Annotated in this window: 19 protein-coding genes; 6 read left to right on the top strand and 13 right to left on the bottom strand. The window is 66.8% G+C overall.

Annotation, left to right across the window (positions count from 1 at the left end; genetic code table 11):
• The first annotated feature begins 9 nt into the window (after positions 1-9).
• Positions 10-1836: a hypothetical protein gene (locus L6Q96_16825; GenBank protein ID MCK6556221.1), complete on the top strand. Its 1827-nt coding sequence runs from the start codon at positions 10-12 to the stop codon at positions 1834-1836.
• A 71-nt stretch (positions 1837-1907) separates the two neighbouring features.
• Positions 1908-2303 (top strand): aspartyl protease, encoded by a 396-nt coding sequence (locus tag L6Q96_16830; protein ID MCK6556222.1) that lies wholly within the window; start codon positions 1908-1910, stop codon positions 2301-2303.
• Positions 2304-2463: 160 nt separating this feature from the next.
• On the opposite strand, the gene L6Q96_16835 is transcribed toward L6Q96_16830, so the two are convergent.
• The 8 genes from L6Q96_16835 to L6Q96_16870 all read right to left on the bottom strand — a co-directional run bounded on the left by L6Q96_16835 (position 2464) and on the right by L6Q96_16870 (position 10874).
• Positions 2464-3621: a DegT/DnrJ/EryC1/StrS aminotransferase family protein gene (locus L6Q96_16835; protein ID MCK6556223.1), complete on the bottom strand. Its 1158-nt coding sequence runs from the start codon at positions 3619-3621 to the stop codon at positions 2464-2466.
• A 96-nt stretch (positions 3622-3717) separates the two neighbouring features.
• Positions 3718-5889: a D-alanyl-lipoteichoic acid biosynthesis protein DltB gene (gene dltB / locus L6Q96_16840; GenBank protein MCK6556224.1), complete on the bottom strand. Its 2172-nt coding sequence runs from the start codon at positions 5887-5889 to the stop codon at positions 3718-3720.
• Positions 5886-7418 carry a D-alanine--poly(phosphoribitol) ligase subunit DltA gene (gene dltA, locus L6Q96_16845; GenBank protein MCK6556225.1) on the bottom strand — a complete coding sequence of 511 codons (1533 nt, stop codon included), beginning with the start codon at positions 7416-7418 and terminating at the stop codon, positions 5886-5888. The genes dltB and dltA overlap by 4 nt, the downstream gene beginning before the upstream one ends.
• An 82-nt stretch (positions 7419-7500) precedes the next feature.
• A complete protein-coding gene (gene dltX / locus L6Q96_16850; GenBank protein MCK6556226.1) occupies positions 7501-7674 on the bottom strand; it encodes a teichoic acid D-Ala incorporation-associated protein DltX in 174 nt (57 codons plus the stop codon).
• A 5-nt stretch (positions 7675-7679) separates the two neighbouring features.
• Positions 7680-8891: a D-alanyl-lipoteichoic acid biosynthesis protein DltD gene (gene dltD / locus L6Q96_16855; protein ID MCK6556227.1), complete on the bottom strand. Its 1212-nt coding sequence runs from the start codon at positions 8889-8891 to the stop codon at positions 7680-7682.
• A complete protein-coding gene (dltC, locus tag L6Q96_16860) occupies positions 8888-9130 on the bottom strand; it encodes a D-alanine--poly(phosphoribitol) ligase subunit DltC (GenBank protein MCK6556228.1) in 243 nt (80 codons plus the stop codon). Before dltC ends, dltD begins: the two co-directional genes overlap by 4 nt.
• A 51-nt stretch (positions 9131-9181) precedes the next feature.
• On the bottom strand, positions 9182-10237 hold the full coding sequence (locus L6Q96_16865; protein ID MCK6556229.1) for a hypothetical protein: 1056 nt from the start codon (positions 10235-10237) through the stop codon (positions 9182-9184).
• 487 nt (positions 10238-10724) lie between these two features.
• A complete protein-coding gene (locus L6Q96_16870; GenBank protein MCK6556230.1) occupies positions 10725-10874 on the bottom strand; it encodes a hypothetical protein in 150 nt (49 codons plus the stop codon).
• Here L6Q96_16870 and L6Q96_16875 point away from each other — a divergent pair.
• From L6Q96_16875 to L6Q96_16890, 4 genes are all read left to right on the top strand, one after another.
• Positions 10867-11187 (top strand): transposase, encoded by a 321-nt coding sequence (locus L6Q96_16875; protein MCK6556231.1) that lies wholly within the window; start codon positions 10867-10869, stop codon positions 11185-11187. The two genes, L6Q96_16870 and L6Q96_16875, sit on opposite strands and share 8 nt — an antisense overlap.
• A 372-nt stretch (positions 11188-11559) precedes the next feature.
• On the top strand, positions 11560-12120 hold the full coding sequence (locus L6Q96_16880; protein MCK6556232.1) for a hypothetical protein: 561 nt from the start codon (positions 11560-11562) through the stop codon (positions 12118-12120).
• The gene (locus tag L6Q96_16885) at positions 12117-12980 is read left to right on the top strand and encodes a hypothetical protein (protein ID MCK6556233.1); all 864 of its coding nucleotides are present in this window, start codon (positions 12117-12119) and stop codon (positions 12978-12980) included. The genes L6Q96_16880 and L6Q96_16885 overlap by 4 nt, the downstream gene beginning before the upstream one ends.
• Positions 12977-14917, top strand: a complete 1941-nt coding sequence (locus L6Q96_16890) for a hypothetical protein (protein MCK6556234.1) — start codon at positions 12977-12979, stop codon at positions 14915-14917. The genes L6Q96_16885 and L6Q96_16890 overlap by 4 nt, the downstream gene beginning before the upstream one ends.
• A gap of 113 nt (positions 14918-15030) precedes the next feature.
• Here the strand turns inward: L6Q96_16890 and L6Q96_16895 are convergent, their stop codons facing one another.
• From L6Q96_16895 to L6Q96_16915, 5 genes are all read right to left on the bottom strand, one after another.
• Positions 15031-15849 carry an IS66 family transposase gene (locus tag L6Q96_16895; protein MCK6556235.1) on the bottom strand — a complete coding sequence of 273 codons (819 nt, stop codon included), beginning with the start codon at positions 15847-15849 and terminating at the stop codon, positions 15031-15033.
• Positions 15850-15877: 28 nt separating this feature from the next.
• Entirely contained in the window at positions 15878-16177 is a 300-nt protein-coding gene (locus L6Q96_16900) for a hypothetical protein (GenBank protein MCK6556236.1), read from the bottom strand.
• 543 nt (positions 16178-16720) lie between these two features.
• A complete protein-coding gene (locus L6Q96_16905; protein MCK6556237.1) occupies positions 16721-17167 on the bottom strand; it encodes a HEPN domain-containing protein in 447 nt (148 codons plus the stop codon).
• A 2-nt stretch (positions 17168-17169) separates the two neighbouring features.
• Positions 17170-17760: a toxin-antitoxin system HicB family antitoxin gene (locus L6Q96_16910; protein ID MCK6556238.1), complete on the bottom strand. Its 591-nt coding sequence runs from the start codon at positions 17758-17760 to the stop codon at positions 17170-17172.
• A gap of 139 nt (positions 17761-17899) precedes the next feature.
• A complete protein-coding gene (locus tag L6Q96_16915; protein ID MCK6556239.1) occupies positions 17900-21835 on the bottom strand; it encodes a S8 family serine peptidase in 3936 nt (1311 codons plus the stop codon).
• Between the last annotated feature and the right edge of the window lie 2085 nt (positions 21836-23920).

Here is a 23920-nt window from a genome sequence, read left to right on the forward strand (position 1 = left end):
GCCCGGGGGATGATCGCCACCGAGCATCACCCCGGCAAGACGAAGCCGTCCACGGCGCGGGCCGTCCTGCGCATGCTCGCGGAGGTTGCCGGCTTTGCTGTCCTGCTCTTCGTCGCTCGCTTCCTCGCGCGCGCGCATCTCATCCCGCAAAGCGACCAGGAGTGTCACATCGGCGGCATCGCCGTCGACGTACTCGCCCACGGCATCCGCTTCCCGCTGCTGGCGTACGCACCCAACGAGTACGACAATGGCTCGTTCTTCAGCGGCCTGCTGACGGCAGGGTCGTTCTCCATCCTCGGGCGCAACGTCCTGGCACTGAAGCTTGCCACCCACGTCATCGCCGCCGCCGGTGCGGTAGCCGCCCTGTGGCTCCTGCGCGCGTGTTTGAGCGAGCTCGGACTGACGGCGCGACGCGTGCGCTGGGTGGCCGCCGCCGCCCTTGTGATCGCCTTCGCATGCGCCCCACGCGTGATCACCCTCACCACCATGAACGGCGTCGGCAACCACGCCGAGGGAGCGGCCATTGACACGATCCTGCTCGCCGTCTTCGCCTACGGGGTGCAGAGCCCGTCGGTCGCCGGTGCCGCCCTCCGGTGGGCACTGGTCGGCGTGGCGCTCTACCTGAACAAGGGCACCGCGCTCGCAATTCCCGTCCTCGCGGTGGCGGAGGTGGCGGTCGCGTGGCCCTACCGACATCGTCTCGTGGCCGCAACCGCGGGCTTCGCGTTCGGGGCCCTGCCGGAGTTGCTGGTCGTCGCGCAACGCCACGCGCTGGGCTGGGCGACCATGGCCGCCAAGCCCGAAAGGGGCGCGCGGACTTTTCCGGGGCTGTTCCTCGACGATCTGCTCTTTCTCGGCGAGTACCGTATCGGGCTTCTGGCAGCGTGGGCATTGGCGCTCGCGATCGGGATCGTGCTCTTCGTGCGCGCCGCGAGACGGTTCAAGTCGCGCCGGCCCGATCCGGCGATCGCCGGTGCGCCGGTCGCACTCGGCCTCGTGGTCGGCTTCACTTGCCTGTTCCTCGTCGCGCTCTCGGCAATGGCGCAGGGCGGCCTCGACGCCTACGAGATCTACGGATACTCGACACTTGTCGTATTGTACGCGCTCGCCCTCGCATGGGCGTGCGCGCGCGCGACGGCTCGCCGAGGGGCCGGGCTCCGGTTCGCCGCGGGGGCAATCGTGGTGACGCTGCTGCTCTACCGCCCGGATGCCATCGTGGGAGGACTCGGACCGGTGGCCGCTTTGCGGCAGAACCAGGCCGGCGCCGCATGCGGCTGGCGATTCGGCGAGGGTTTCGCGCGAGAACACGATCACGGCCTTGCACCGCATGGACTGACGCGGGTCGAGCACACGATCGCGCGTTGCCGATCGCTCTCCGCGCCCACGCTCGCTCTCGACTGCATCGGCGGCATGGCTCGCGAGCTGGCGTGGCGACGCGGCGGCAAGGTGGACGGCGCACCGCCCACAGACCTCAGTCCGACCGAGCGTCGCGCCTACGCTTACTTCTACGGCACGCATCGCAAGGGCAACGAAGAGTCCTGCCGCGATTTCGTGGACCCGGATCTAACCACCGACTGCCGGGCCGCCGTTCAACTCGAATGTCTCGTCTTCGGTGACCTCTACACGCGCGTCCGCACCGGCCGGAGCCTGCCGCGCCCGCAGTGCGCACTCGCGGACCCGCCGATGAACGGCTACTGGGCGGCGATGCGCCGCGACCTTCTTGCGCGTCCGACGGGACCGGCGCCGCCGATTCTCACCGGGTCGGCGTCGCCCGACGCCGATCTCCGCGCCTGTCGGACGGTGTTCGAGGCCTGTTACGGCGCAGCAGCCCGGTAGAAGCCATCTCTCGGCATCGCCGGCGACGCTATCGCCAGCGAGCCGCGTCGCCGGCTTTGACGGACTGTGACGTGCCGTCTATCCTCGCGTGCGTGGCCTTAACCGGGCTGACCCTCGAGGTCGCCAATCCCGCGGCGCCGGACACGCGCGAGTCGGTGGAGTTCCTTGTGGACTCCGGCGCGGTGTACTCTTTCGTACCGCGCGCCGTGCTCGAACGGCTGGGGATTCAGCCGCATGGGCACCAGAGGTTCCGCCTGGCCGATGGATCGATCATAGAACGCGACCGTGGCGACGCCTTGTTCTTTTACGCCGGAACGCGCGGCGCCGCGCCGGTCATCTTCGGCGAGGCCGGGGATGCGACCCTGCTCGGCGCGGTCTCGCTGGAGTCGCTGGGCTTCGTGCTGGACGCGATTCGGCGCGACCTCGTGCCCCTGCCGATGGTGGTAGCAGGGTCACCGCGCGGGTGACCGTACCGCCTCTCGGACGGTATCGCCGCACACCCGGTCGAGAGCCCTGCGTCGACCGGTACGGGCAGACAGACGCGGTCCGCGGCGGCACAGTCCGTCGCTTCAACGCAGCAATGAGGAGGTTGTCCCGTGGCCGAGTGCCCGGCCCGACGCACGGCCCCTACGCGAACCGCGCTGCCACCTGCCGTATCGAAGCTTCGATGCGTTCCAGCACCGCCGGCTCCATCCGACTGTGCAGCGGCAGGCACAGCACGTTGCGGGCCACCGCCTCCGTGACCGGCAGCGAGAACCGACCCCGGTACGCGGGCAGGTCGTGCAGCGCCGGCCAGAAGTAACGGCGCGTCTCGACACCGGCGCCGGCGAACTCCGCCTGTATCGCGCTCAAACCACCCCGATCCTCGCGCCGACACAGTACGGCCAGGTTCTGAAAGTTCGACCGCACTCCGTCCGGAATCCGTTGAGTAACAAAGAGCGCCCTCCCGTCTTCCTCCAGTACCCGCCGCAGCCGTGCCGCGTACTCGCGCCGCCGCACCAGCGCCGCGTCCAGGCTCTCCAGAGAGCGCAACGCCACGGCGGCGTGCAACTCACTCATCTTGGCGTTGAACCCCGGCGTCGACTCGAGCGGATCGGCGGCCAGCCCGTGATTGCGCAGACGGCGCACCTCGGCCAGTAGCCGCGGATCGCTGGAAACCACCGCCCCACCCTCTATCCCAGGCAGCGTCTTCGTGGCGTGGAGGCTGTACGTCTGAATTAAAGGCTCCCGCGTGCAATGCGCGCCCCCGGACTCCGTCCCCAGCCCGTGGGCGTTGTCGAACAGCAGCGCCGTCGGCGTGCCGCTCAGCAGTCGTCTGAGCGCCGGCAGGTCCGGCGGCACCCCGAATACGTTCACCGGAACCACCAGCCGAATCGCCGGGTCGCTCGCCAGCAGACGCCCAAGGTGAGTCGGGCTGAGAGTCCAGGTGTCGGGTTCGATGTCGCAGAACACCGGCGTGACGCCGTTGTGCACGAGGGCACCCAGCGTCGCGATGAAGGTAAACGCCGGCACCACAGCCCTCGCGCCGGCAAGACCCAGTGCGCGCGTGGCGAGCAGCAGGGCGGCGCTCCCCGAGGCAACCACCACGCAGTCCTCAACCCCGAAATAGTCGGCGAGCCGGCGCTCGAGAGTCCTCACGAACTCGCCGTTGTTGGTGACCTGCCCGGTCACCAACGCCTTACGAATGTCGGATAGGAGGGCGTCGTCACCCTCGATGATCGGGCGCACCCACGGCACCCGGTCCGTGTCGCCAACGGCCCGTCCGGGCTGTTCCGTCTTCGACATGGGACGACTCGGCGCCACCGTAGACGGAGTGTGATACTTGGGCAAGAGCGAAGTGCTCCGACCGCAACGCCCCGACCACGGTGCGCCCGCGATCGATCAGGGCGGCGGCGCACCGCCGCGCACCGCGCGGACGAAGAACGTGTTCGACTTCACGTCCAGGAACAGGTTGCCGTTGCAGTAAAAAAACGCCATCCACGCTTCGTCGGGGCTGGGCGCGTTCGACCCCGCCCAGTAGAGTCCGGTCTGCGTGCAACTGCACGCCGGATCGCCAATGTCGCGGCAGCCGGCGCCGCAGGCCTCGCCGACGAACGCCGCCCGGGTCGCCGGGTCGCCCTCCTCCAGCGGCGTCACGATGCCGTGCAGCTCCTGCGCCGTCGGCAGCCGCCAGTCGTCGTACCCGGCGAACCGTGCCGCGTTCAGTTGCTCGATCCACTGAAAGATCGTCCGCCCGTTCGGCGCCGCCGCCTGGCAATCGCCGGCCCGACACCGCCCCTTCTCCCCGCAGTCCGCATCGACCCGACAATCGGCACCGTCCGCTGCACAGGTCCCCGCCCACGGATAGCAGTTGTCGGTGTCGTGGAGGTTGGCGCCCTCCACCGTGCCATCGAGTGCAACCTTCTTCTCCCACATGAGCCCGGTGTGCCGTGCCGCGATCGTACCATCCCGGTTGTCGACATAGACGGGGAGCTCCCGCTTCTCCGGCACCGCGGCCGCGGCGGCGAGCGCATCGTCCCCGCCATCCATGCTCCGCACCGGGATACTGCAAACGATCGCTTTCGGCTCGTCGCCCAGCGCAATACCCGTGCCCGCGATCCGTACCGCCACCTCGTGCCGCGAACCGTCCTGCAAGTGCCGCGGCAGCACGTAGACGAACCCGTGCTCCCCGCTACCCTTGCCCGCATCGGCAAGATCGCGCCGGTAAAGATCGGCACGCACGGTGGCGAGCACCCTGCCGTCGGCCACGATCTCGACGTCGACCGGCGCCTGCGGATTGGCTCGGTCCCGGGCCCAGCCTCCGATCTCCTCGCAACTCGCCCGCTCGTAACTGCCCTCGTACGCCGACGCGGCCCCGGCCCGATCGGCGTGCCGTGCGCCCCCCGCCGTCAGATGCCCGGAGAAGAGCAGAAACCCCAAACACACGCAGTGGAAAGTCAGGAACACTCCGGCGGCATGCCACAACGGGCCGTCACCCCAGAGCTTCCGGCGCTTGTTCCAGCGTGCGAACGCCTCGTGGGACGACAGCAACGCCCCGTGGTAGAGCCCGTACAGGACGTAGTGCAGCGCCGCCCCGTGCCACAGTCCCATGAGGCCGAAGGCGAGGAAGAATCCCAGGTACGAAGCGACGTACTTGCTCGCAAACCAGCGGCCTTTCAACGCCGCCATGACGAATCGCATGTAGATATGGTCGCGCAGCCACCACGAAAGCGTGATGTTCCAGCGATTCCAGAAATCGCGGATGTCCCGCGCGAGAAACGGCCGGTCGAAGTTCTCCGGGGTATGCACTCCGAACAAGTAACCGATCCCGATCGCAAAGGCCGTGTAACCCGCGAAATCGAAGAACAGGTAGAAACTGTACGCGTACATGTACGACAGCGTGCCGGCGAGATCGACTCGCGCCGCCGCGGGCGCCATCCAGTGCCGCTCGATCAGGGTGGCCAGAACGAACTTGTAGAAGAAGCCCCGAAAGAGCCTGTGCACGGCCCCTGCCATGTCGTCCAGGAACTCCGCTCGCGTGCGGCGCCGCTCCCAGTCGCCGGCGAAACGACGGTAACGATCGATCGGGCCCGACGAGATCGTCGCGAAGAAGAACAGGAAAGCGAAGAACTGCCGAACCGGCAGCGACACGATCAACCGGTCCTGCGTGCAGATGACGATGTCGACCGCCCGCAACGTGACGTACGAAATGCCGAGAAACCCGAACTGAAACTGCGGCGCCAGGATCGGCACGTACTTGCCGGCGACCATCGGCAGGAGCGCAAGCGCCACCGCCGCGTAGAAGACCCACCGGCGGTCCGCGCGCGCCCGCAAGCGCAAGAAGCCCACGGCGACAACCCACTCGAACAGCGCGTAAGCCGCGACGAGCCAGAACTCGCGCACCTCCACGCCCGGCTCGATGCGGAGGATGCCGCCGTACTGCACCAACAGCATCCCCACCGTGGCCGCCAGTATCCAGGGCCGCAGGTTCCTGCCGGCCAGCCCGAGCAACACGGCCGGCACCGCGACGTACAGCAAAACGCCGAAATACAGAAAGCTCGCGTACGGAATCATTTCAGCAATGCCGCGAGCCGGCGCCGATCCGCCTTCCCACTGGCGGTCATCGGAAGGGCGTCGAGGAATACGAACCGCCCCGGCAACATGTAGGCAGGCAAACGCTCCGCCAGACGCATCCGCAACCGACGCGACACCTCAAAGTCGGAACCCTCCGGACGCTCGCCGAGCACGACAAAGGCGGCAAGCGAGCGGGGACGTTCCTTGTCCATCACGGGCAACACGACCGCATCGCGCACGCCCGCCACGCGCCGCAAGTTCGCCTCCACGTCGCCGAGCTCGATGCGATAGCCGTGCAACTTGATCTGATCGTCCCGCCGGCCATCGAAGAACAGCAGGCCATCCTCGTAGTGACCGCGGTCCCCGGTACGATACGCGCGCATACCGTCCAGCTCGAAAAACGCCCTCGCGGTCAACTCCGGTCGCCCGAGGTAACCGGGACTCACGTGCGGCCCGGCGATCACGATTTCGCCGATCGCCCCCGGCTCGACCACCCGGTCGTCGCTGTCGACGACCGGCACCCGCGCGCCCGGCATCGCCCGGCCGATGGGCAACGCCGGATATCGCGCCAGCAGATCACGATCGACGCGGATCGCCGTGGTCGCCACGGTCGTCTCCGTCGGCCCGTAGGTATTCCACACCTCCGCACCGGGAAAACGATCGAGCAGCAGCGCCGCAACCTCCGGAGGCAGTACCTCGCCGCAGAACAGAAAGCGCCGCAGTCGCGGCAACAGCGCCGCGGCAAACGTGCGCTCGGCCAAACACATGCCCGCGAATGACGGTGTGGATACCCAGGTGCTCACGCCGGAAGCCGCCAACGAGCGATAAAGCTGTTTGGGTCGGCTCAAGTCCTCGCCGGTAATGCTGAATACCGTGCCGCCACCGAGCAGCGCCGTGTAGGTGTCCATGCACGATACGTCGAACGCGTACGACACCTGATTGAGGTAGATCTCGCCGGGCGCAAAGGCGTGGGTCGAAAGCATCCAGTTGAGGAACGCACCGAGGTTGCCCCCCGTGATGACGACGCCCTTCGGCTCGCCCGTGCTGCCGGAAGTAAACATGACGTAGTACGGCTCGGCCGGCGCCCGGCGGCGCGCCGGCGCCGCGGCACGGCCGCGCGTCAGCTCGGCGACATCCGCCACCGTCAGCGTCAAAGCGCAACCGGCCATGGCCACGATGCGTGCCGCTCGCTGTGCCGGCAGTGCGCTCTCGATCGGAACGTACGGATGCCCGGCCTTGGCAGCCCCCACGAAGGCGACCAGCACCTCGGGCTCCTTGTGCCCGATTACGGCAACCGGCGAGCCGTCGTCCGGCAACGCGCGGGCGAGATGCGCGGCAAGGGCGTCGGATTGACGGCAGAGCGCGGCATAGGTCAGCCGGCGCCCGCCACTGACGTGCGCAACGCGCTCCGGGGTTCGCCGTCCCCACTCGTCAATCGTGCCGACGATGTCCGTCCTCGACCCTCCTTGTCCGCCTTCGGTGAACCGCAACGCGATTTCTTCGACAACCCGATCTCTCGCCGCCAGCACCGTCTCGCGCCCGCGATCGGTGCGTCAAGAATCCGCCTGCTGTGCCGTTGCCTCCGCGGTGAAGTCCGCCCGCAGACCTCGATCAAAACGCCTGGTAGATGAACCCCGAGGTCATAACTTCGCCTCCGCCGTAAAGCAGCGCCAGACCCAGCAGTACGGCGAGATAGTAAAGCATTACGGCCACGGGCCTCTCGGCGAGGGACCCGACCAGCCAGCGGAGACGGGTCGGCACAGCGTTCTCGGTCGTTGGCTGCATGGCATCTAACCGTCACCGGCAGCGGGCCGGTCATGGAAGAACGCGTCCAACGCACGGCCGTAGTGGACCCAGCCCTTGCCGCTCAAGTGGGCCATCGGATCGGCGGTGAAGTAAGGGTCCGTGTCGCGATCGGCGAAATTCATCGCCGGGACGCCGTAGGCATCCGCCAACGCCAGCAGCCGATCGTAATACGCGCGGCGTGCCGGCAACGGCACGCCGAGGTAGTCGTAGTACGTCCCGTTAAACGGCGCGTTGAGCAGGAAAGGCCGACCGCCGAGGTCACCGATGACGCGCAATAGCAGTTCGAGATCCTTCCATTCGGCGCTCCCCTCGATGTCCGGGGCCGCCGCGGGCGACGCGTACGCGCCTTTCTGCCGGGCGATCTCGGCGGCATGCGCGGCCCAGAATCCGCTCTCGAATCCGAACGGGTTCCTGCCCGCGGCGCGCTCGGACTCACGCTCGGCTCGGCCGAGCAGGGCCGGCCAGTCGAGCTCGGCGCCTTGCCGCGGCACCGGGGACGAGCCACCCCGAGCACGGAGGAAGGCGAGGTTCTCCCAGTGGTCGGCCAGGCGAAGCACCAGGCAATGCGCCGCCCCCAGCGGCCAGCTCGCGTAATACAGGAAACGGCTCGATACCGATCCGTCGGCCAACCGCTCGATCGCGAACCTCAGCAAGCGATCGCCGGCCAGCGTCGCCGGATACTGCTGCAGGCGTCTGGCAACCTCCTGTTTCAGGCCGAAGCTCAGGCGCGAGCTGAAGACGAGCTCGTTGGCCTGCAACGGCGAAAAGTTGGCCGCGTACGCATGCCGGTCGACCGTCGGAGTCATGAAGGGACGCGGCGATAGGAAGAGCGCCACCTTCTTCCCTTCCAGATCCCCTCCCACCGCCGCCAGCGCCTGCAACCAGATCAGGCTCGTGCTGCCGGGGTTGCCGACCGGAAACACGGTGAACCCCCTGGGATAGCTCCGGAACAGGGCGCTGGAGTGGAACTCGTTTGGAACGTTCAACTCCGAACTGCCGTATATCGGCAGCAAATCGGGCTGTCGGAACGCGGCTTGTTGCAAAGCGATGCCGCGCATCTTCTGCGCGAACATCTGCGGGGCCAGGGCGTGTACGGCGCCGATCTCCGCGCGCCGCGCGTAGGCAGCGCTCGCGGCCACGGCGGCGGCGAAGACAACCAGCGCGGCCGACGCCGCGGCCAGACGGGGTTGCCTCACGCTTGCACCCGGCGCTCGACGTCTGCGACGATCATGCTCGGCGTCGCCCACTCGTCGCGGTCGAACTCGGCCGGAGAGATTTCGATCCCGAAGGCCGCGGACAGTGCCAGGATCAGCTCGACGGTCTTCAGGGAGTCGAGTACGGCAAGATCGAACAGCCTCAGGGCCGGGTCTTTCTGCACCTCGTCAGTTTCGGCGATGCGCGCCAGAATGGCGAGGGTTTTTTCTTGCACCGACACGGCGCAAGCCTCTCCGGCAGCGACTTCCTCGCAACCGCGGGTCGTAGGGCCTCAAGGCGCTCGGGACGGCGTGGTACCGGTTGCCGAGCCCGGCGCCGCAGGCCCGCCGGCAGCCCCCGGGGCCGGCCCGCCTGCCCCGGCTGCGGGCTTTACCGGCGCCGCGGTAGTACCCGCCGCTGCGACCGCCGCGCCGCCCATACAAACCTGCACTGCGTTCTCGGCATGAGCACCGCAGGCGCCGGCGCGCCCGAGCGCCGCCCGCGCCAGTTCGCGCTCGCGCGGCGGGCCAGATTCGGCCACGTCCGCCAGCCCTTTGGCAAGAAAGGCCCTGGTCTTGATGTTCTCCTTGCAGAAGTCCTCGATTAACGTACCGAGCTTCGGTTTGCCTTCCGTCTTGGGCGCGACGACACGCAAGTCGGCCAGTTTACCCTCGACGCGGCAGCGCTTCGCATCCAGCTCGATAAACGCACGACATATGGAAGCGAGATCTCCCGCCGCGGCACATTCCCTGGCGTCGCCGGAGCGCACCGCCTTGCGCACGGCATCCCACACCCCCGCTGGCGGGGCACTCACCTGCGCCAGCTCCCTCCCATCGTCTTCCGTAATCAGGAAGGAGTTGCGCCCGGGATAAGTGCGCAACTCATGGAATATCGACACCAGAGCGCGGCACGCGCCGCCCGGTCCGCGGTCTTCGGGCATCAGTCGCGTGCACCGCGCCGGGTCGTCGGTCACTACCGCACCGCACATGACCAGATCCGGCGCTTGCACCGCCATCGCCAAGACTTCGGCGCGGTCGAGAGCCGCGGAATCCTTCTCACGGCCAGAGAGCACCGCGACGGCGCCCTCGCATGCGGCGCGCCGCGCGCTAACCGTTGCCGTCGCGGCGGCATCGGGTGTGGGTGGGGCGGTCGGCGCCGGCGTTGGGGTATCGCTCGCGCGCGGCGCGAGGGTCGGGGTCATGGTCCGAGTCGACGTCGGCTGCGTGGTCGGCGTCGGCGTCGGGCTCGCGAACCACCCTCCCGAACACGCGGTGGTCCCGAAAAGGCAGACCGCCACCAGAGCCACTTTTAAAGCGTGGAAGCTCGACTTCGTCGTACAGGGCAACATGGCAGCCTCTTCTCCCTCGGCGTTCAACGACGCCCCGTTGCCACGCGGGAATCCCGCCGGGGCGTCTGGAAGAACTGCGCAGACAACGATCCTTCCGCAGCTACCACCTTCGCAACAAACGAGTCAACATAGCCAAGATCCGGTGTAGCGAAGATCCGGACGAGCAACTCCTTGCGCTGCTTCCCGTCGGCTTCCGTGATGACTCGACACCGGACGAGGATGTCCGGGGTCGCCGCGCCTGCCGCGGCACTGGGCCGTGAAGGCCGATGTCATCTCACTCGGCGCGCCGGCGGACGTGCGCGGCGACGCGGCGGTGGCGCGGCGGGCGCGCGTACCGCGCGCATTGAACGCGGCGCTGCGGACCGCCGCGGCACGCTTCGACGGTGCTGCGCCGCGCGTCGACGCGGTATTCGGCACCGCGCTCGACGCTTCGGCGTCGGGGTTGCAGGGCGAGTGTCGGGAGGCGACGAACGCCAGTGGACCGCGTTCATCTCGACGCTGCCGCCAGGCAGGGGGTCACCGCCTGCACCACGAACGCCGCCCCATCCCGCGCCTGTATGGCGTCGGCCCGCGAATAGAAGCTCGATGGGCGGCGCGCCCTCAAGAAGCTGCTGACCGCCAACAAGCGCTTGAACACGGCCTACGTCCTCAAGGAGTCCTTCGGCCAGCTGTGGGACTACCGCGCGGAGGGCTGGCCGCGACGTTTCTTCGAGAACTGGAAGGCGGCGCTGAAGTGGCAGCGACTCAGGCCGTACGAGAAGTTCGCGGCCATGATCGAGCGGCACTGGGAGGGGATCGCCGCCTACTGCCGCGAGGAGAACAAGGTGTCGCCGGGCTTTGTCGAGGGGCTCAACAACAAGATCCGCGTGATCCAGCGCCGTGCCTACGGGCTGCGCGACGAGGAGCACCTGCGCTTGAAAGTCCTCACCTGCATGCTGCCGCAGATCTGAGTGTGCGCACGCGCGCCGGCGCCACGCACCCCGCTCCGAGCTGCCCACAAGCTGAAGGACCCCTGCGTCTTCGATCGATCGCTCCCCGCCCCGCCGCGGGCCTTGTGAGGGGCCCGCACCCAGCCGCCCCGCGCTCTGCGCGTCAGCTTGTGGCCAACTCTCCGCTCCACCCATCAACCGGTCCGTCATCATGATCAAAACGCCCAGAATCTACCCACACGCTTTGGAGAAGAGGCAAAATACAATACCCCCCGGGACATTCCCACTGCTCCTAACACACGGCAATCCTTTCCCTTGCCCCCCCCCCCGAAGTGGTGGTATGGCACCACTCGGTCGGCTCGCAGTAGTAACTGCCGCAGCAAGGAGGTGTCCATGACCGTCAGGTCGGCATCACTACTGGTGGCCGTTGGGGTGACGGTGGGGGTTCTGGGTGCAGTCGATCCCCCTGACCTTCGGGCCGCCGCGGGGGAGACGGGGTACCGACTGCGCATCTGTGCACAGGAGTTCCCGCCTCCGATCCGGCCGCACGGCTGCGGTTCCGGGATCTTCTCGCTGATCGCCTCGTATCGGAGCATCCCGCCCTTACCGGAGCCGTACGTCGAAGGGCTCTGGCTCGTGTTCAACAACGTGGCGCCGGCCAGATACAACTTTCAACCTGGCTGCAACCCGTTCGGGTGCTGGCGTCCTGAGACGGTGACGATCACCGATCATGACGTCGATGTGGTGCTCGAGATGGTGCCGCTCTCACCCACAGCCCCGCCGGGCGGGACATGGACACCGACGCCCGTGGTCAGTCCGACGCTCACCCCGACCCCGTCACCTGCCCTGCGGCCCTGCGTGGGCGACGAGAACGGGGACGGGGTCGTGACGATCGACGAGATCATGCAGGCGGTCGACGCCGCCCTGCACGGGTGCACGGAGGGCCAGCCATGACGACCCGGGTGCGGATCGCTGTCCTGGCGTCGACGGTGGCCGTCTCGACACCATTCCATGCGTTCGCCCGCCTCTGCTCCCACCCGGATCCGGCAAACCCGGGCAGCGTGGTGACGGCCGAGTGTCCGCCCCTCCCGCCGTTGCCCCCGGACGCCGCGGGTGGCGGCGCGGCTGCCACCGTGACGACGAACCAGCTTGCCGACACGTTCGAGCGGGATGTGACGTATATGGAGCGCCTCCCGAAACTGTTCAACTACTGCATCGCGTGGGCTGGGTGGGGACCGACGACGTTCTGTGCGCCGGAGCAGGCCGCCGAGCAGCGCTGGCCGACGGTCGGCCAGACGGTCACATGGCGCGTCCATGTGGTCAACAAGGGCGGGCAACCCGCACCAGCGACCACCGTGACCTGGCTGGCCGACAACGCCTTCGTCGGCTCCACCGTGCTGCCCGCAATTGCCCCCGGCGGCGAGGTCACCAGCGATTTCCAGCGGGCGTGGCCGGCCGTTCCGCAGACTTTGGTGGCAGAGGTCGCGCAGTCGGACGTGCTGCCCGCGAACAACCGGCTGAGCGTCCGAACGGACGCGCTGGCGCTGTGGATGTGGGTCGAGCGGGAGCTGTACGACCAGTTCAACAGCCGGCAGTCGCTGTTCACGGGAACGTACAGTTACGAGGACTGGGTGAACCGGACGCTGGAGTGGATGAACACCCGCACGCTCGCCCCGTACCCGATCGTCGCGCCCCAGGGCGTGCGGGATCAGATGCGCCTGGACCGCGTCACGGTCATCGCCGAACCATTGACCCCCTGGAGGGCGGCCCCTGGCCGGCGGCGGACAAGCGCCAGCCGGACGGAACCTGGATGATGGCGTGGGACCCGGCGCGCAACCCGCCGCTGGCGCCGTCGTACGTCGATGAGGTGGACTGGGGGCTCGTGCACGAGTTAGGGCACTTCTACCTAGAGCTCCCGGACGTATACAACGCGGGCTCGCCACTCGCCATCGACATCCCGAATCCGAACGGCACGCCGACCACACCATTTCCCGCCCAGTGCGACTGCGTACCCGACGGGGTGTACACGGCCGCGGACTACAATGGCTTCTACCTTGCCCGGTTCTGCCACGCTCGTTGCACCAACAACGAATGCACGGACGGAGACCGGCTCGGACAGCCGTGCCTCGTCGACGCGGACTGTCCAGACGCCAGGGGGTGCTGTCCGGATCCGAATCACGACTTCGATGTCCACCGCGACGAGATCCTTGCCTGCGCACGGCACGCGGGAATCCTGACGTACGAGGATGTCGCCCCCGCGTGGAACGGCATCAAGGGCCGGATGGGCGGCGCAGACACCTGGCCGTGGAACGATTGGCGGCTGTGGTCGCGGTGGTCCGCGTGGGCACTGAACACCAGCGCTCAACTGCGGCGCGGGGTCTGGCCGCGCACTCATTTTGGGGCGCAGATCTGGCACACCCCGACGACGACGCGGGTGCGTGTGCTGGACGACCAGGGTGCACCCGTCAGCGGCGCGACCGTGACCGGTTACCAATTGGTCGAGAACCAGATCGATCGGATCGGCGAACTGACCGCCGGTCCGTCCAACGCGGACGGGATCGTGACCTTGCCGAATCGACCCACCGGTGTCAGTGCAGTGACGACTCCCAAGGGATACGTGCCGAAGGCGAACCCGTTTGGGCTGGTCGATTTCTACGCCAGGAACGGCCGGATGATGCTGGTGGTCGACCGGCCGCCGGACCGCTGGTTCCGGTGGCTCACGGTGTTCGATCTGAATCTGGCCTACGCCCGCGGAGAGACCGTCACGGCGACGGTCACCCTCCCGCACCGGGTTGAGTTGGAGTACTGGCCGGTGACCGTGGCGCGCGGCGGAAGCGGGCACTTCTTCATCGCTGTGAGGCGGCACGGCTCCGACTTCGGCGGCGTGGCGCTCGACCTGCTCCTGCCAGCCTCGATCGTACACTCGCTGGACTGCAGCCCTACGGGGGTGACCGTGCCGTCGGGGTACGAGCTGCGCAAGGAGGCATTTGCATACGGGGAAAACACCGGCATTCGAGCAACGCTGTACTCGCTGCAGTTGCCGGCACCGGCGATCAACGGCAATGGGGTGCTCTACTGCACGTTCACCGCGCGGTCCGATGCGCCACTCGGCACGTACGAGTTCCAGACGCTCGCCCCGCAGTCCGGGAAGGAGGTGCCGCCAGTGGTCGTTGGCGCGAACCACGACCCGCTGCCGGTGGTGATCACGCGCCGCGGCCCGGTGACCGTGCAAGATGCGCCCCCGCCTCCCATCAGCTGCTCTACGACTGCGGCACCGTCGGCTCGGCTCACGATGCTCTTCCTGGTCGTTCCCGCTCTCCTGCTGATCTTGTGGCGACGGGGGAGTGTGCGCCGCGGGATGTTACTGTTGGTCCTCGCCGTGCTGGCAACCCCCGTCGCCGCGCAGGAGAGCGGCTTGTTGATGGGACGGGCGGGTGGGCAGCGGTGGCAGATCGCGGATCTACAACGCACCGGCACCATGGTCGAAGCGAACGTGTTGATGGACAGCCGATGGCTTCCTGAGGGCGGGAGGGTTCGCGTCGATCTGCGGGACGGCAAGGGGGTCGTGTTGGATGCCAAAGGGCGTCAGGTTGCGACGCTGGAGCTCCGGCTCGTGGATCACACGGTGACTGGCTCGCTCCGAGCGCTGGACGGCGAAACGTACACCCTGCGGCATGCACCCATCCACGGGAGAGCGAGCATACAGGCACTACGAGACCTCCGGCAGAGGGTGGTGGGCGGTGTTCCATGAGGTCGGCGAGCCACACCCTGGGCCGGGTTGATGGTAAGCGTCCCGCGAAACACAGGGTCGGCGGATTCTGCTTTCGGCACGCAACTTGTCGTAGGCTGTGATGCCGGTGGCGTTCACGCCATCGCGGCGGATCGTGCCGCCGTCCTCGGAGGAGTCAAGGAACTACGAAGACGCCCCCTGACTCCTCCTGCGGGCGGCGATGTCGGCGCGGTTGCGACGGCTCGATGATGGGTGCGTTCGGCGCGATTGCGTCTGTAGCGAGATGTGGGGCCGCAGCGGCCGATCCACCCGGCCTGGCTGTGGATGCCGGCGCTTGCCGCAGCTGCTTCGAGATCCGCGGCGTCAACTCGGCAATTCGGCTGGCTGGATGCGTGCTCACGCGCTCGATCACGTCGCGCAGATACTCGAAGACGTTGACCCCGTGCGCCTTGCAGGTGTTCACCAACGTAAGCAGCACGGCCGTGCGCCGCGCTGCCGCTTCGCTGCCAATGTGCAGCCAGTTCTTCCTTCCGATCCCGGATCCACAGCACGATCGGCCCGGCCTCATCCGGTGCCGTCAGCTCCGCGTTCCTGAAGTAGCGCCGCGCATGCGCCCAGCACGCCACCTCGACGATCTGCTCGTTGCAGACGAAGATGTCGTCGTACGCCGGCGCCGCATCCGCCTGTAAGTAACCCCGATACCCGGCCAGCATCCGACTCGGACTGCCCTTGTTGCGCTGCCAGTCGAAGTCGTAGACCACGTCGCCCAACTCGCCCCGGTACACCCACATATGACCGTTGCGATACACCCGCTCGACCTCCTGCACCTTTACCTTCGTGTCGTCCGACTGGATCCAGCGCGATTGCAGAACCTGCTCGTGCACCGCCTTCGCCAGCGGCGCCAGCAGGTCGGCCACCGCCCCGTTCCATTGCGATAGTAGGCCGCGGCTCACCTCGATGCCGTGGCGACCGAAGATCTGCTCAATGCGGTACAGCGCGCATCGGCACCCGCACTCGCACGCCACTGGGAACCTCGACCTCGAACGTGGCGCGGTCGTGGCTCGCCTCTCTACGGCCAATCTCGACCAGCTCCACCCGCTCTGGCCTCGCCTGGCGCTCTGCCAGACGTTTGATCTGCTGTCGCCACCACGACAACGTCGCCGCCTTCAGACCCCGGCGCGCGCAGAACTCCCGCATCGCCAGGCCGCTGCGCTCCCACTCGCGTACCGTCGCCTGCCACTGCTGCCCCCGTACGGTCAGCCCCAATGCTCCTTGCCTCATCGCCCTTACCTCCGGCGACGGTTATCGCTCGGCCCGGCCCTGCGGTGGATATGTGTTTGGCGGGACGCTTACGGTTGATGTGCGCGCTGGGTCGTTACCCGGTCGGTATCGGAATCGGGATCGCTATCGACATCGGGATCGAATCCCGCCGCGCACCGAAAGCGATTCCGATACCGACCCCGACTCCGATCGGTCGCGGCCGAACACCGGGCGGAGGCGGGAGTGGATTCAAGCAATGTGTGTCCAACCACCGTCCACGAGCCGGCACCGCGGATGCCAGCGCGTGCGGCACGGGCGTCCGCACACACCGCCCCGGTGTGCCCGTGTCGAGAGCGCGCCCCGGCGTCGTTCATGTCCTCACTCGGAGGCCACACGCGCCGAGTCCAACGGGGGAGTAGAGCATTGATGCCGAAGGCGATAGCGATACCGACCCCGAGGGGGGCGCATCTCGCCGGGAGTGGCGGACACCCGTCGGCACCCACCGTCGTTGGTGGCGCTTCGCCCGACCACAACTGGGATACGGTAGACACCGATGGTTGTCCATCAACCAGGGTCAACGATGGGTGTCCATCGGTCTACCACTGCCGCCAGGCAGGGGGTCACCGCCTGCACCACGAACGCCGCCCCATCCCGTGCCTGTATGGCGTCGGCCCGCGTATAGAAGCTCGATGGGGTCAGGTCCTCGGCTCCGTAAAACGCCAACTCGCGATCGCGCCGCAGATCGCGCGAGATTGCCGCCAGCCGTTCCACCTCTTGCTGCAGGCCAGCAGGCAACCGGTCGCGCTCGGCCAATAACACCTCCGAGACGTCGTGGATCCTCGGAGCGTCGATGCCGCAACTTCGCAGCACGCCTTTGAGTGCCAGTTCGACGACCTCCTGCGACTCTCGCACCACGTCGGCCCAGCTCTGCGCCTCGAACAGCACGTCGATAGCGCGCAACCGCACGGTCGCGCGTCGAACGTAGTCGGCGGCCAGCTCGCGGTTGCGCATCGTCAGGCGACCTCGAACCAGTACGGCTGACCGTGTGCGAAGCGCCGCACGAGACGCCCCGCGAGGATGTCTCGCCTGACCGCCGCGAGCCGCGCCGACACGACCAGTCCACGCTCGAACAGGACAATGCCGTCGATGGCCGCCTCCGCCCAGATCCCGCCGACCCGTTCCGGCAGCGCCGGTAGACGGACGAAGTGCGGTTCGACCACCCGCCCCTCCCAGGTCAGCGGCGTCGCGTCCCATTTTCTGTACAGCGCACGCGAGAGCGACACGCTCGCCTCCACGACAACGAGCAGGTCGACGTCGGAGCGCTCGTCCGCCTCACCGCGAGCCCACGATCCGTAGGCGACTACGCCCACAAGCGCATCGCCGCACACGCTGGCCGCCCGCTCGACCACCCCTGACGCTCCGCCGGCGCCACCCAGACTGCCGATCGGCGCCGCCAGCTTGCGCGTGCAATAGTCGTTGAGCGACAGACCGGCCGCCGCCGCCGCCCGCCGCAACGCCGCGTGCAACCCCGCCGGCACACGAAGCACGAACCGCCCGGAAGCCGCGGTACGCCCCAGCCGGGGCATCGTAGTATCGCGACCCATACGACAAGATACTACGATGGTGGACCGCGGCGGCGCAACCGGCCGCGGACGGCCTGTGCACTCGCGTTGGTCCGAAAACCCGGGACCTCCACACCGGGATTACTCTGCCGCACGCGCCAGGATAAAGGGAATTAGCGGATTACGGCCTGCACACCAGAGTCAGCTTATCCGTATCGAACCGCCTACTATCGCTCGATCGAGCCATCAGGCGGAGGGACTTGTGTCCTGGCAATCGGCCGTTGGCGCGCGAAGGGACGCGGATGTCCGCGAATTGCGTGCAGCGCCGTGCCGAGAGCGGTGGCTCGAACTCCACCATACCCCGGCAGCGCCCGTCGCCCGCTGCGGGAGCCGAATCGCAGTCGGCGTTAACGCTGCAAGAGCGGGGGGGCGTACGGTGGTCCGCGCACACGCCTTGTGCCGTCGTGCCGCCGATTCCCTGCAGCAGCCCTTCTAGAGCATCGCGATTCAGGCCATCGGTCTGCTGGGCAGCTATGCCGGGCTGCAGGAGTCGAACCTCGCGCACGTCTGTCGGGGTGCACCCGAGCCGCGAATCGGTCACGTTGAGGCAGAGAGCGACATGGAAGGTGCACGACCTATCGCCCGCCGGCCCGAAGTCACAGCTCGGTTCGCCGTCATGGCACCACAGTTGATTCCGCGGCATCGCGCCGCGACCGCGCGTGGGCTCCTCGGGTGTCCACCACTCCATCATACAGTTCGTAGCCGCACGGCCGCTGCCGGGAATGAGGCACGCCGCGCTATCTGACCCGCAGCTCTGCCCCGTCTCATCGCACCGCGGGGCGCACGCAACAACCACGCACGGATCGCCGCTGTGCACGGCGCACACTCCTGCGTCGCACGTGTCCACCCCGTTGCAGAATATTCCGTCATCACATGCGGTGCCGTCTAGCTGCACCAACCGGCAGTCCGATGAGCAGCAGTCCGCGTCGTCGGCGTTGCCATCATCGCACTGCTCGCCAGCCGTAACGATCCAGTTGCCGCACCCAGTCAGCGTGCAGTTCGCATCGCAGCCATCGCCGTTCACGCGATTCTCATCGTCGCATCTCTCGCCGTCCTCAAGGATGCCATTCCCACACTCGCCGTACGTGCTCGTTCGCCGGTTGTCATGAAGAGCCGTGGGCCAGTCCATGGAACCCGTTACGCCGGAGTTCGGCAGCTCGATGACGTACAGGAGGCCGGACTCCGGGGCCGCAGCGAGATCGAGCTTCCCGTCGCCGTCAATATCGTCGACGCTAACGTGCTGGAAATTGAGCGACATATACATGGCAGACGGCCACCGGTACAGATCGATCGGCCAACCGGGGAGCGGGGTCGCGTCTGAACGGTAGCCTTCCACGCCGTTTTCATAATGGACATTCATATGGCGGAGGGCGAGCAGATCGGTGACCTGATCGCCGTCGACATCCGCGGCGGTCGGCGAGTGAATCGGAAAGTCTGCTGCCCTGGGCCAACCAGGCAGCGGCGTACCGTCCGCTTTCCAGGCGAAGATCCGCCTCTTCAGATACTCGCTGGCGACGATCTCGAGCTGTGGGTCACCATCGAGGTTGCAGAGCACCGGTTCCGTTCCCGTCGCTAGTTCCGCACCCGCCGACCATTGCCGCAGGAGCCTCGCGTGCCCGTCGAGGATACCCACCTCGCCGGCCCACGTCGCGTACACGATCTCGCGCGGACCGTCCCCGTCGATGTCTCCTATGCTCACGTTGACGCTGCGTCCGTACTGCTGCGGGAACGTGTAGGATGATAGTAAGGCACCGCTGGAGCTGAAGACCTTGATCGTTGTATCGTAATCCCCGTTGCTGGTAGGCACCACTATCTCTGAGCCGATTTTGGTGGGATCGATGTCGGCGGCGGAGAGGTTGGAACTGGCCTGCTGATTGCCGAGATTGACCGGAAAACCTGGGCGTAGTGAACCGTTATGGGCCCAGACGTAGAGGAACGCTGGCGCACCCTTCGTCAGGCCGATGATTTCCAGATCACCGTTCCAGTCGAGGTCGGCCAGGACGATCGGGGCGACGAAGTTCTTGTCCTGTTCTTTGGGCCAGCCCGGCAACTGCGACCCGGTATGATCCAGGGCATGCACGCCCCCTCTGGTGCTCAGGAAGATCTCCAGCCTCCCGTTGTGGTCAATATCTCCGATGGCGGGCGGAGAGAACCGATCGTTGGCGACGCCCAGCCAGACGGGCCAGCCGGGCATCAGCGTCCCATCGTGGCGGAGTACGTAGAGGCTTCCGGACACGGTCGGGGCAACGACCTCTTTAAACCCATCATGATCGATGTCCGCGAAAGACGGGTTCGTAAACACCTCGGCGAAGTACCCGGTGTCGAACAGCCACCCATCCCGCAGCACCGGATCCACCCGCACCAGAACCCGGTCCTCATAGGCAAGCCCCACCGTATCCGTCACCACCAGCCGAACGGTGTAGTTGCCGATAGGCACGGTCGACGTATCCCATGAGCAGAGAAGCCCATCTTCCACGAAAGCCGCTGACTCACACACGGGTGTATACGAGACCGGGTCCTCGCCTGCGCCGAACTCGACCCGGAAGCTCTGGAAGTTCCCGCCAGAAGCGGTCCCGCGAATGTCGATCGTGCCGTGCAGGAAAGCGTGCGGATGGGGCGAAGCTATCCACACGGTGCAAGGGGTGCCTTGCTGCAGGCTTCGATAGGCATTGATCCTTCCGTAGCCGGTTTGCGGGTCCCGGCCCTGCCCGTAGCTGGGGATCGTGGCGATACACTGGCCGGCCTGACTCCAGCACCGCAAGTAGGTGTCGTCCCACGAGCAACCGGGCATAGCCTGACAGCACTCTCCGTTGTCTGGAAAATAGCACGCCATACAATACGAGCCCTGTGGGTCCCGCCAGTAGCACTGCTGATCTGTTACGCACATTCCGAAACTCGCATATGCGCAATCGTTTTCCACATAGCTGAGGTCGTCGCTCCCGAGCCGCAGCACTTGCCTCAACTGCTCGTTGTTGAGCTCGGGGCGGGTCGATAGGACGAGCGCCGCTACGCCCGAGACGTGCGGTGCGGCCATGGAGGTGCCCCTCGCCCGGAAATATTGGCTCCCTACGATCATGACCCCGCAATCGCTCGGATTCCACGGACAGTACATATCGGTGCCGGCGGCCAGGAGCGAAAGGACGTTGATGTCTGGAAAAGGCGGACCTCCCGACCCACTTCCTCCTCCGGGCGCTGCCACGTCGATCTTTGCCCCGTAGTTGGAGAAGACAGATTTCACGTCGTTCTGGTCGGTAGAGCTTACCGTGATCACTTCCTTCATGGAGGCCGGCGAGAAGTACGACGCATCGCTCCTCTCGTTCCCGGCCGCCGCGACGAGGACGCACCCGAGGGCATGGGCGTACTTGACTGCATCGAGAAGTACCCGCGGCGTTCCCAATCCCCCCCAGGAGAAGTTCTGGACGTCGGCCCCGTTGTCGGCCGCATACTGGATGGCCTCGGCCAAATCCGCGGCGTTCCCCTCCCCATGCTTGTCGAGTCCCTTGAGCGCCATAATGCGGGCGTCCAGGGCAATACCGGCAATGCCAATCCCGTTGTTTGTGACCGCAGCAATGGTACCGGCCAAGTGGGAGCCATGGCCGTGATCGTCCCGGGGGTCTCCTGTGCGCGCCACGAAGTTAAAGCCGTGGTGGTCGTCGATGTACCCGTTGCCATCATCATCCACGCCATTTCCGGGTATCTCGGCCGGACTCACCCACATGTTGGCGGCCAGGTCCGGATGCTCGTAGTCGGCGCCAGTGTCCACGACGGCCACGACAACCGTGTTCCTCGATCCCGCCAGGGCCAAATCCCACGCCGGCTCGATGACCAGCTTCGTCAGCCCCCACATGTCGGCGTAGGGCTGGCCCCAGGAGCCCGAGGAGGAAAAGTACGGGTCGTTGGGAACGAGCTGCACCTTGTAGATTGGGACCAGCTCGGCGTGCTCGACATTCGGGTCGTCGCGATACTGGGCCACTATGGAGGCGAGTTCGCCGGCTGCACGTGCTGAAAAACGAATCCGGTAGAAGGCAGAGAGATCCGGTAAATGTTCCTTTGCCACGGCTCTCTGGCTTCGACGCGGGTATCTTGTCCCGACCTCGGCATGGTGGTCCCTAATCGTCTTCCGTTGTCCGAGAGCGCGATGAAGACCGCCGAATACGGGTTCGACCTGCTTCGCTCCGTGCTTGCGGTTGAGCTCGCCGATCGAAGGCACACCCGGATCCGCTGGACCGGCAAGCCGGAGGTTCTCATTCAGCTTCTCCCGAAATCTTCGGCTCGCATCCGGGCGAAATTTGACCACGATCTCGTCCGGAAGATAGGCCGGCCTCACGCCTTCTGTCCTCTGCAGGAGCGTACCGAAGTCATCCGTTCTGATCGGCTCAGGCGGCCCATGCGTCTCGCCGGGGAAGTCCATGAGCGCAGTGGCGCCCGAGGGTAATAGCAGACACATAACCACAAAGACCGGGAGTCCGTATGTACTCAGCCTCACGCGGGGGCCGACGGTAAGAGGAAGGGCCTTCGAGCCGGAAGCCAGGGTCCAGTGGGTCATCGTCGGCTTCTCCTTCTCTGGCGTCACAATTTCTGGCTCTCCCCAAGAATCTGTGCGTGATTTGAGCGGAGCCTTGCACGCGCCGACGAGACCCGCGGTTGGTCTACACGCAGGGGGTCCTCGTCACGCCCCGGGGCCCCGGTAAGAGAGGCCGGTCCATCGGTGTCCCACAACGTACGTCTGACCCAGCCATGCTCGAAGGTCGGGACACCTGTTGTCGGCAGCGGACCCGTGCACGCGTCGGCGCGGGGGCGCCAACGCGACTGCGCCCATCGCCACCGCGCCGGCAAGGGTCTTTCGCGTCCGTCACGGCATCCTCTCCCTATTCTTGTCACCCGGCTGTTGTACCGGCCTCCGACCGGAAAACATAAAGAAGCCACAGAGGAACACGGCACGGCGGCTCACCGCCTGTCATCCGACTCCAGACGCAGGGTGGAAAGCCCAGCCGTTATGAAACGGCAGACCTTCTCAGATGTACAGCTTCCCCCCTCCTGGAAACTCGCCATATGCCCAATCCCTCCCCCGAACGGCTGGGACTCACAGGCACACCGAGGTCGCACTGAGCACTGCTTCAGCTTGACCGCGCGAACACCCCGTCAGGGGCGCCACGGACAGCCCACCCATAACTCGCGGTCAGACTCGCGGTCAAGTGTTTTTGGCGCTGACGCCCACAGCGCGGATCGTTGTCGCGTTCGTACCGGCGATCGCGGTACGCTTACGCTTGTGTGCGCAGCCGGGCCCGCGCTTACCGGGACGTGTCTCGTGCGAATCAGGGCGCCGTACAATGACACGCGTGGGCGCGCCACCATGGACGCCACCGTGGGACGCCACCGTGGAGGGACGCCACCGTGGACACCCACCGTCGGGGGACGCCACCGTGGACGGGGACGCCACCGTGGACACCCACCGTCGGTGGCGCTTCGCCCGACCATAACCGGGATACGGTAGACACCGATGGTCGTCCATCAACCATCCATCAACCAGGGTCAACGATGGGTGTCCATCGGTCTACCACCCGCAACCCGGGATGTGACCAAACGTGCCCGGCGGGGGGAGGGCGAGGCTCCTGCCGAGCCGTCGTCAGACCGGCGCGGCTCCGCGGGAGCCTCGCCCTCCCCATCTGATTTCTTCGCGCCGCACGCGCATCCGCGGACATCGTGAGTCAGCGCGGGCTGACGCCCGCAACCCAACCGGAGCGTGGTGGAGCGCGACCTCCGGGCGCTCTCGGGGCGGTGTGGGGCGTGGGGGACGCGCCTCCGCCGCCCCGCCGAACGCGCCCGGAGGTCGCGTTCCACCGAGGGCCGAATGCCCCCGGAGGTCGCGTTCCACCGCCTGCGAAATCTTTGCGCGCCGCTACGGGACACAGCGGCGTTGTGCGCGGTTGAAGCAGCGCCCTTCGCCGCAGTCGCAGGCGGTGACGCTGCGGCTGAACTGCGGCGAGCAGCCACAGGTGCCGATCTGACAGGTGTCGGGGAACTCCGGCGTGCCGGGGCAGGGTCAACGATGGGTGTCCATCGGTGGTACAAACCGGGCACATAGGTAACAGATTGGACCGGGCACATGGGTAACACCTACAGGCATGGGCACCAAGGAGGT

It is taken from the genome of Candidatus Binatia bacterium, from assembly GCA_023150935.1.
Taxonomy (GTDB): Bacteria; Desulfobacterota; Binatia; order HRBIN30; family HRBIN30; genus JAKLJW01.

Coding starts and splice junctions, on each gene's coding strand:
- L6Q96_16825 (MCK6556221.1), top strand. CDS start 10: ATGATCGCCACCGAGCATCACCCCGGCAAGACGAAGCCGTCCACGGCG.
- L6Q96_16835 (MCK6556223.1), bottom strand. CDS start 3,621: ATGTCGAAGACGGAACAGCCCGGACGGGCCGTTGGCGACACGGACCGG.
- dltB (MCK6556224.1), bottom strand. CDS start 5,889: ATGATTCCGTACGCGAGCTTTCTGTATTTCGGCGTTTTGCTGTACGTC.
- dltX (MCK6556226.1), bottom strand. CDS start 7,674: ATGCAGCCAACGACCGAGAACGCTGTGCCGACCCGTCTCCGCTGGCTG.
- L6Q96_16865 (MCK6556229.1), bottom strand. CDS start 10,237: ATGTTGCCCTGTACGACGAAGTCGAGCTTCCACGCTTTAAAAGTGGCT.
- L6Q96_16880 (MCK6556232.1), top strand. CDS start 11,560: ATGACCGTCAGGTCGGCATCACTACTGGTGGCCGTTGGGGTGACGGTG.
- L6Q96_16885 (MCK6556233.1), top strand. CDS start 12,117: ATGACGACCCGGGTGCGGATCGCTGTCCTGGCGTCGACGGTGGCCGTC.
- L6Q96_16890 (MCK6556234.1), top strand. CDS start 12,977: ATGATGGCGTGGGACCCGGCGCGCAACCCGCCGCTGGCGCCGTCGTAC.
- L6Q96_16900 (MCK6556236.1), bottom strand. CDS start 16,177: ATGAGGCAAGGAGCATTGGGGCTGACCGTACGGGGGCAGCAGTGGCAG.
- L6Q96_16905 (MCK6556237.1), bottom strand. CDS start 17,167: ATGCGCAACCGCGAGCTGGCCGCCGACTACGTTCGACGCGCGACCGTG.
- L6Q96_16910 (MCK6556238.1), bottom strand. CDS start 17,760: ATGGGTCGCGATACTACGATGCCCCGGCTGGGGCGTACCGCGGCTTCC.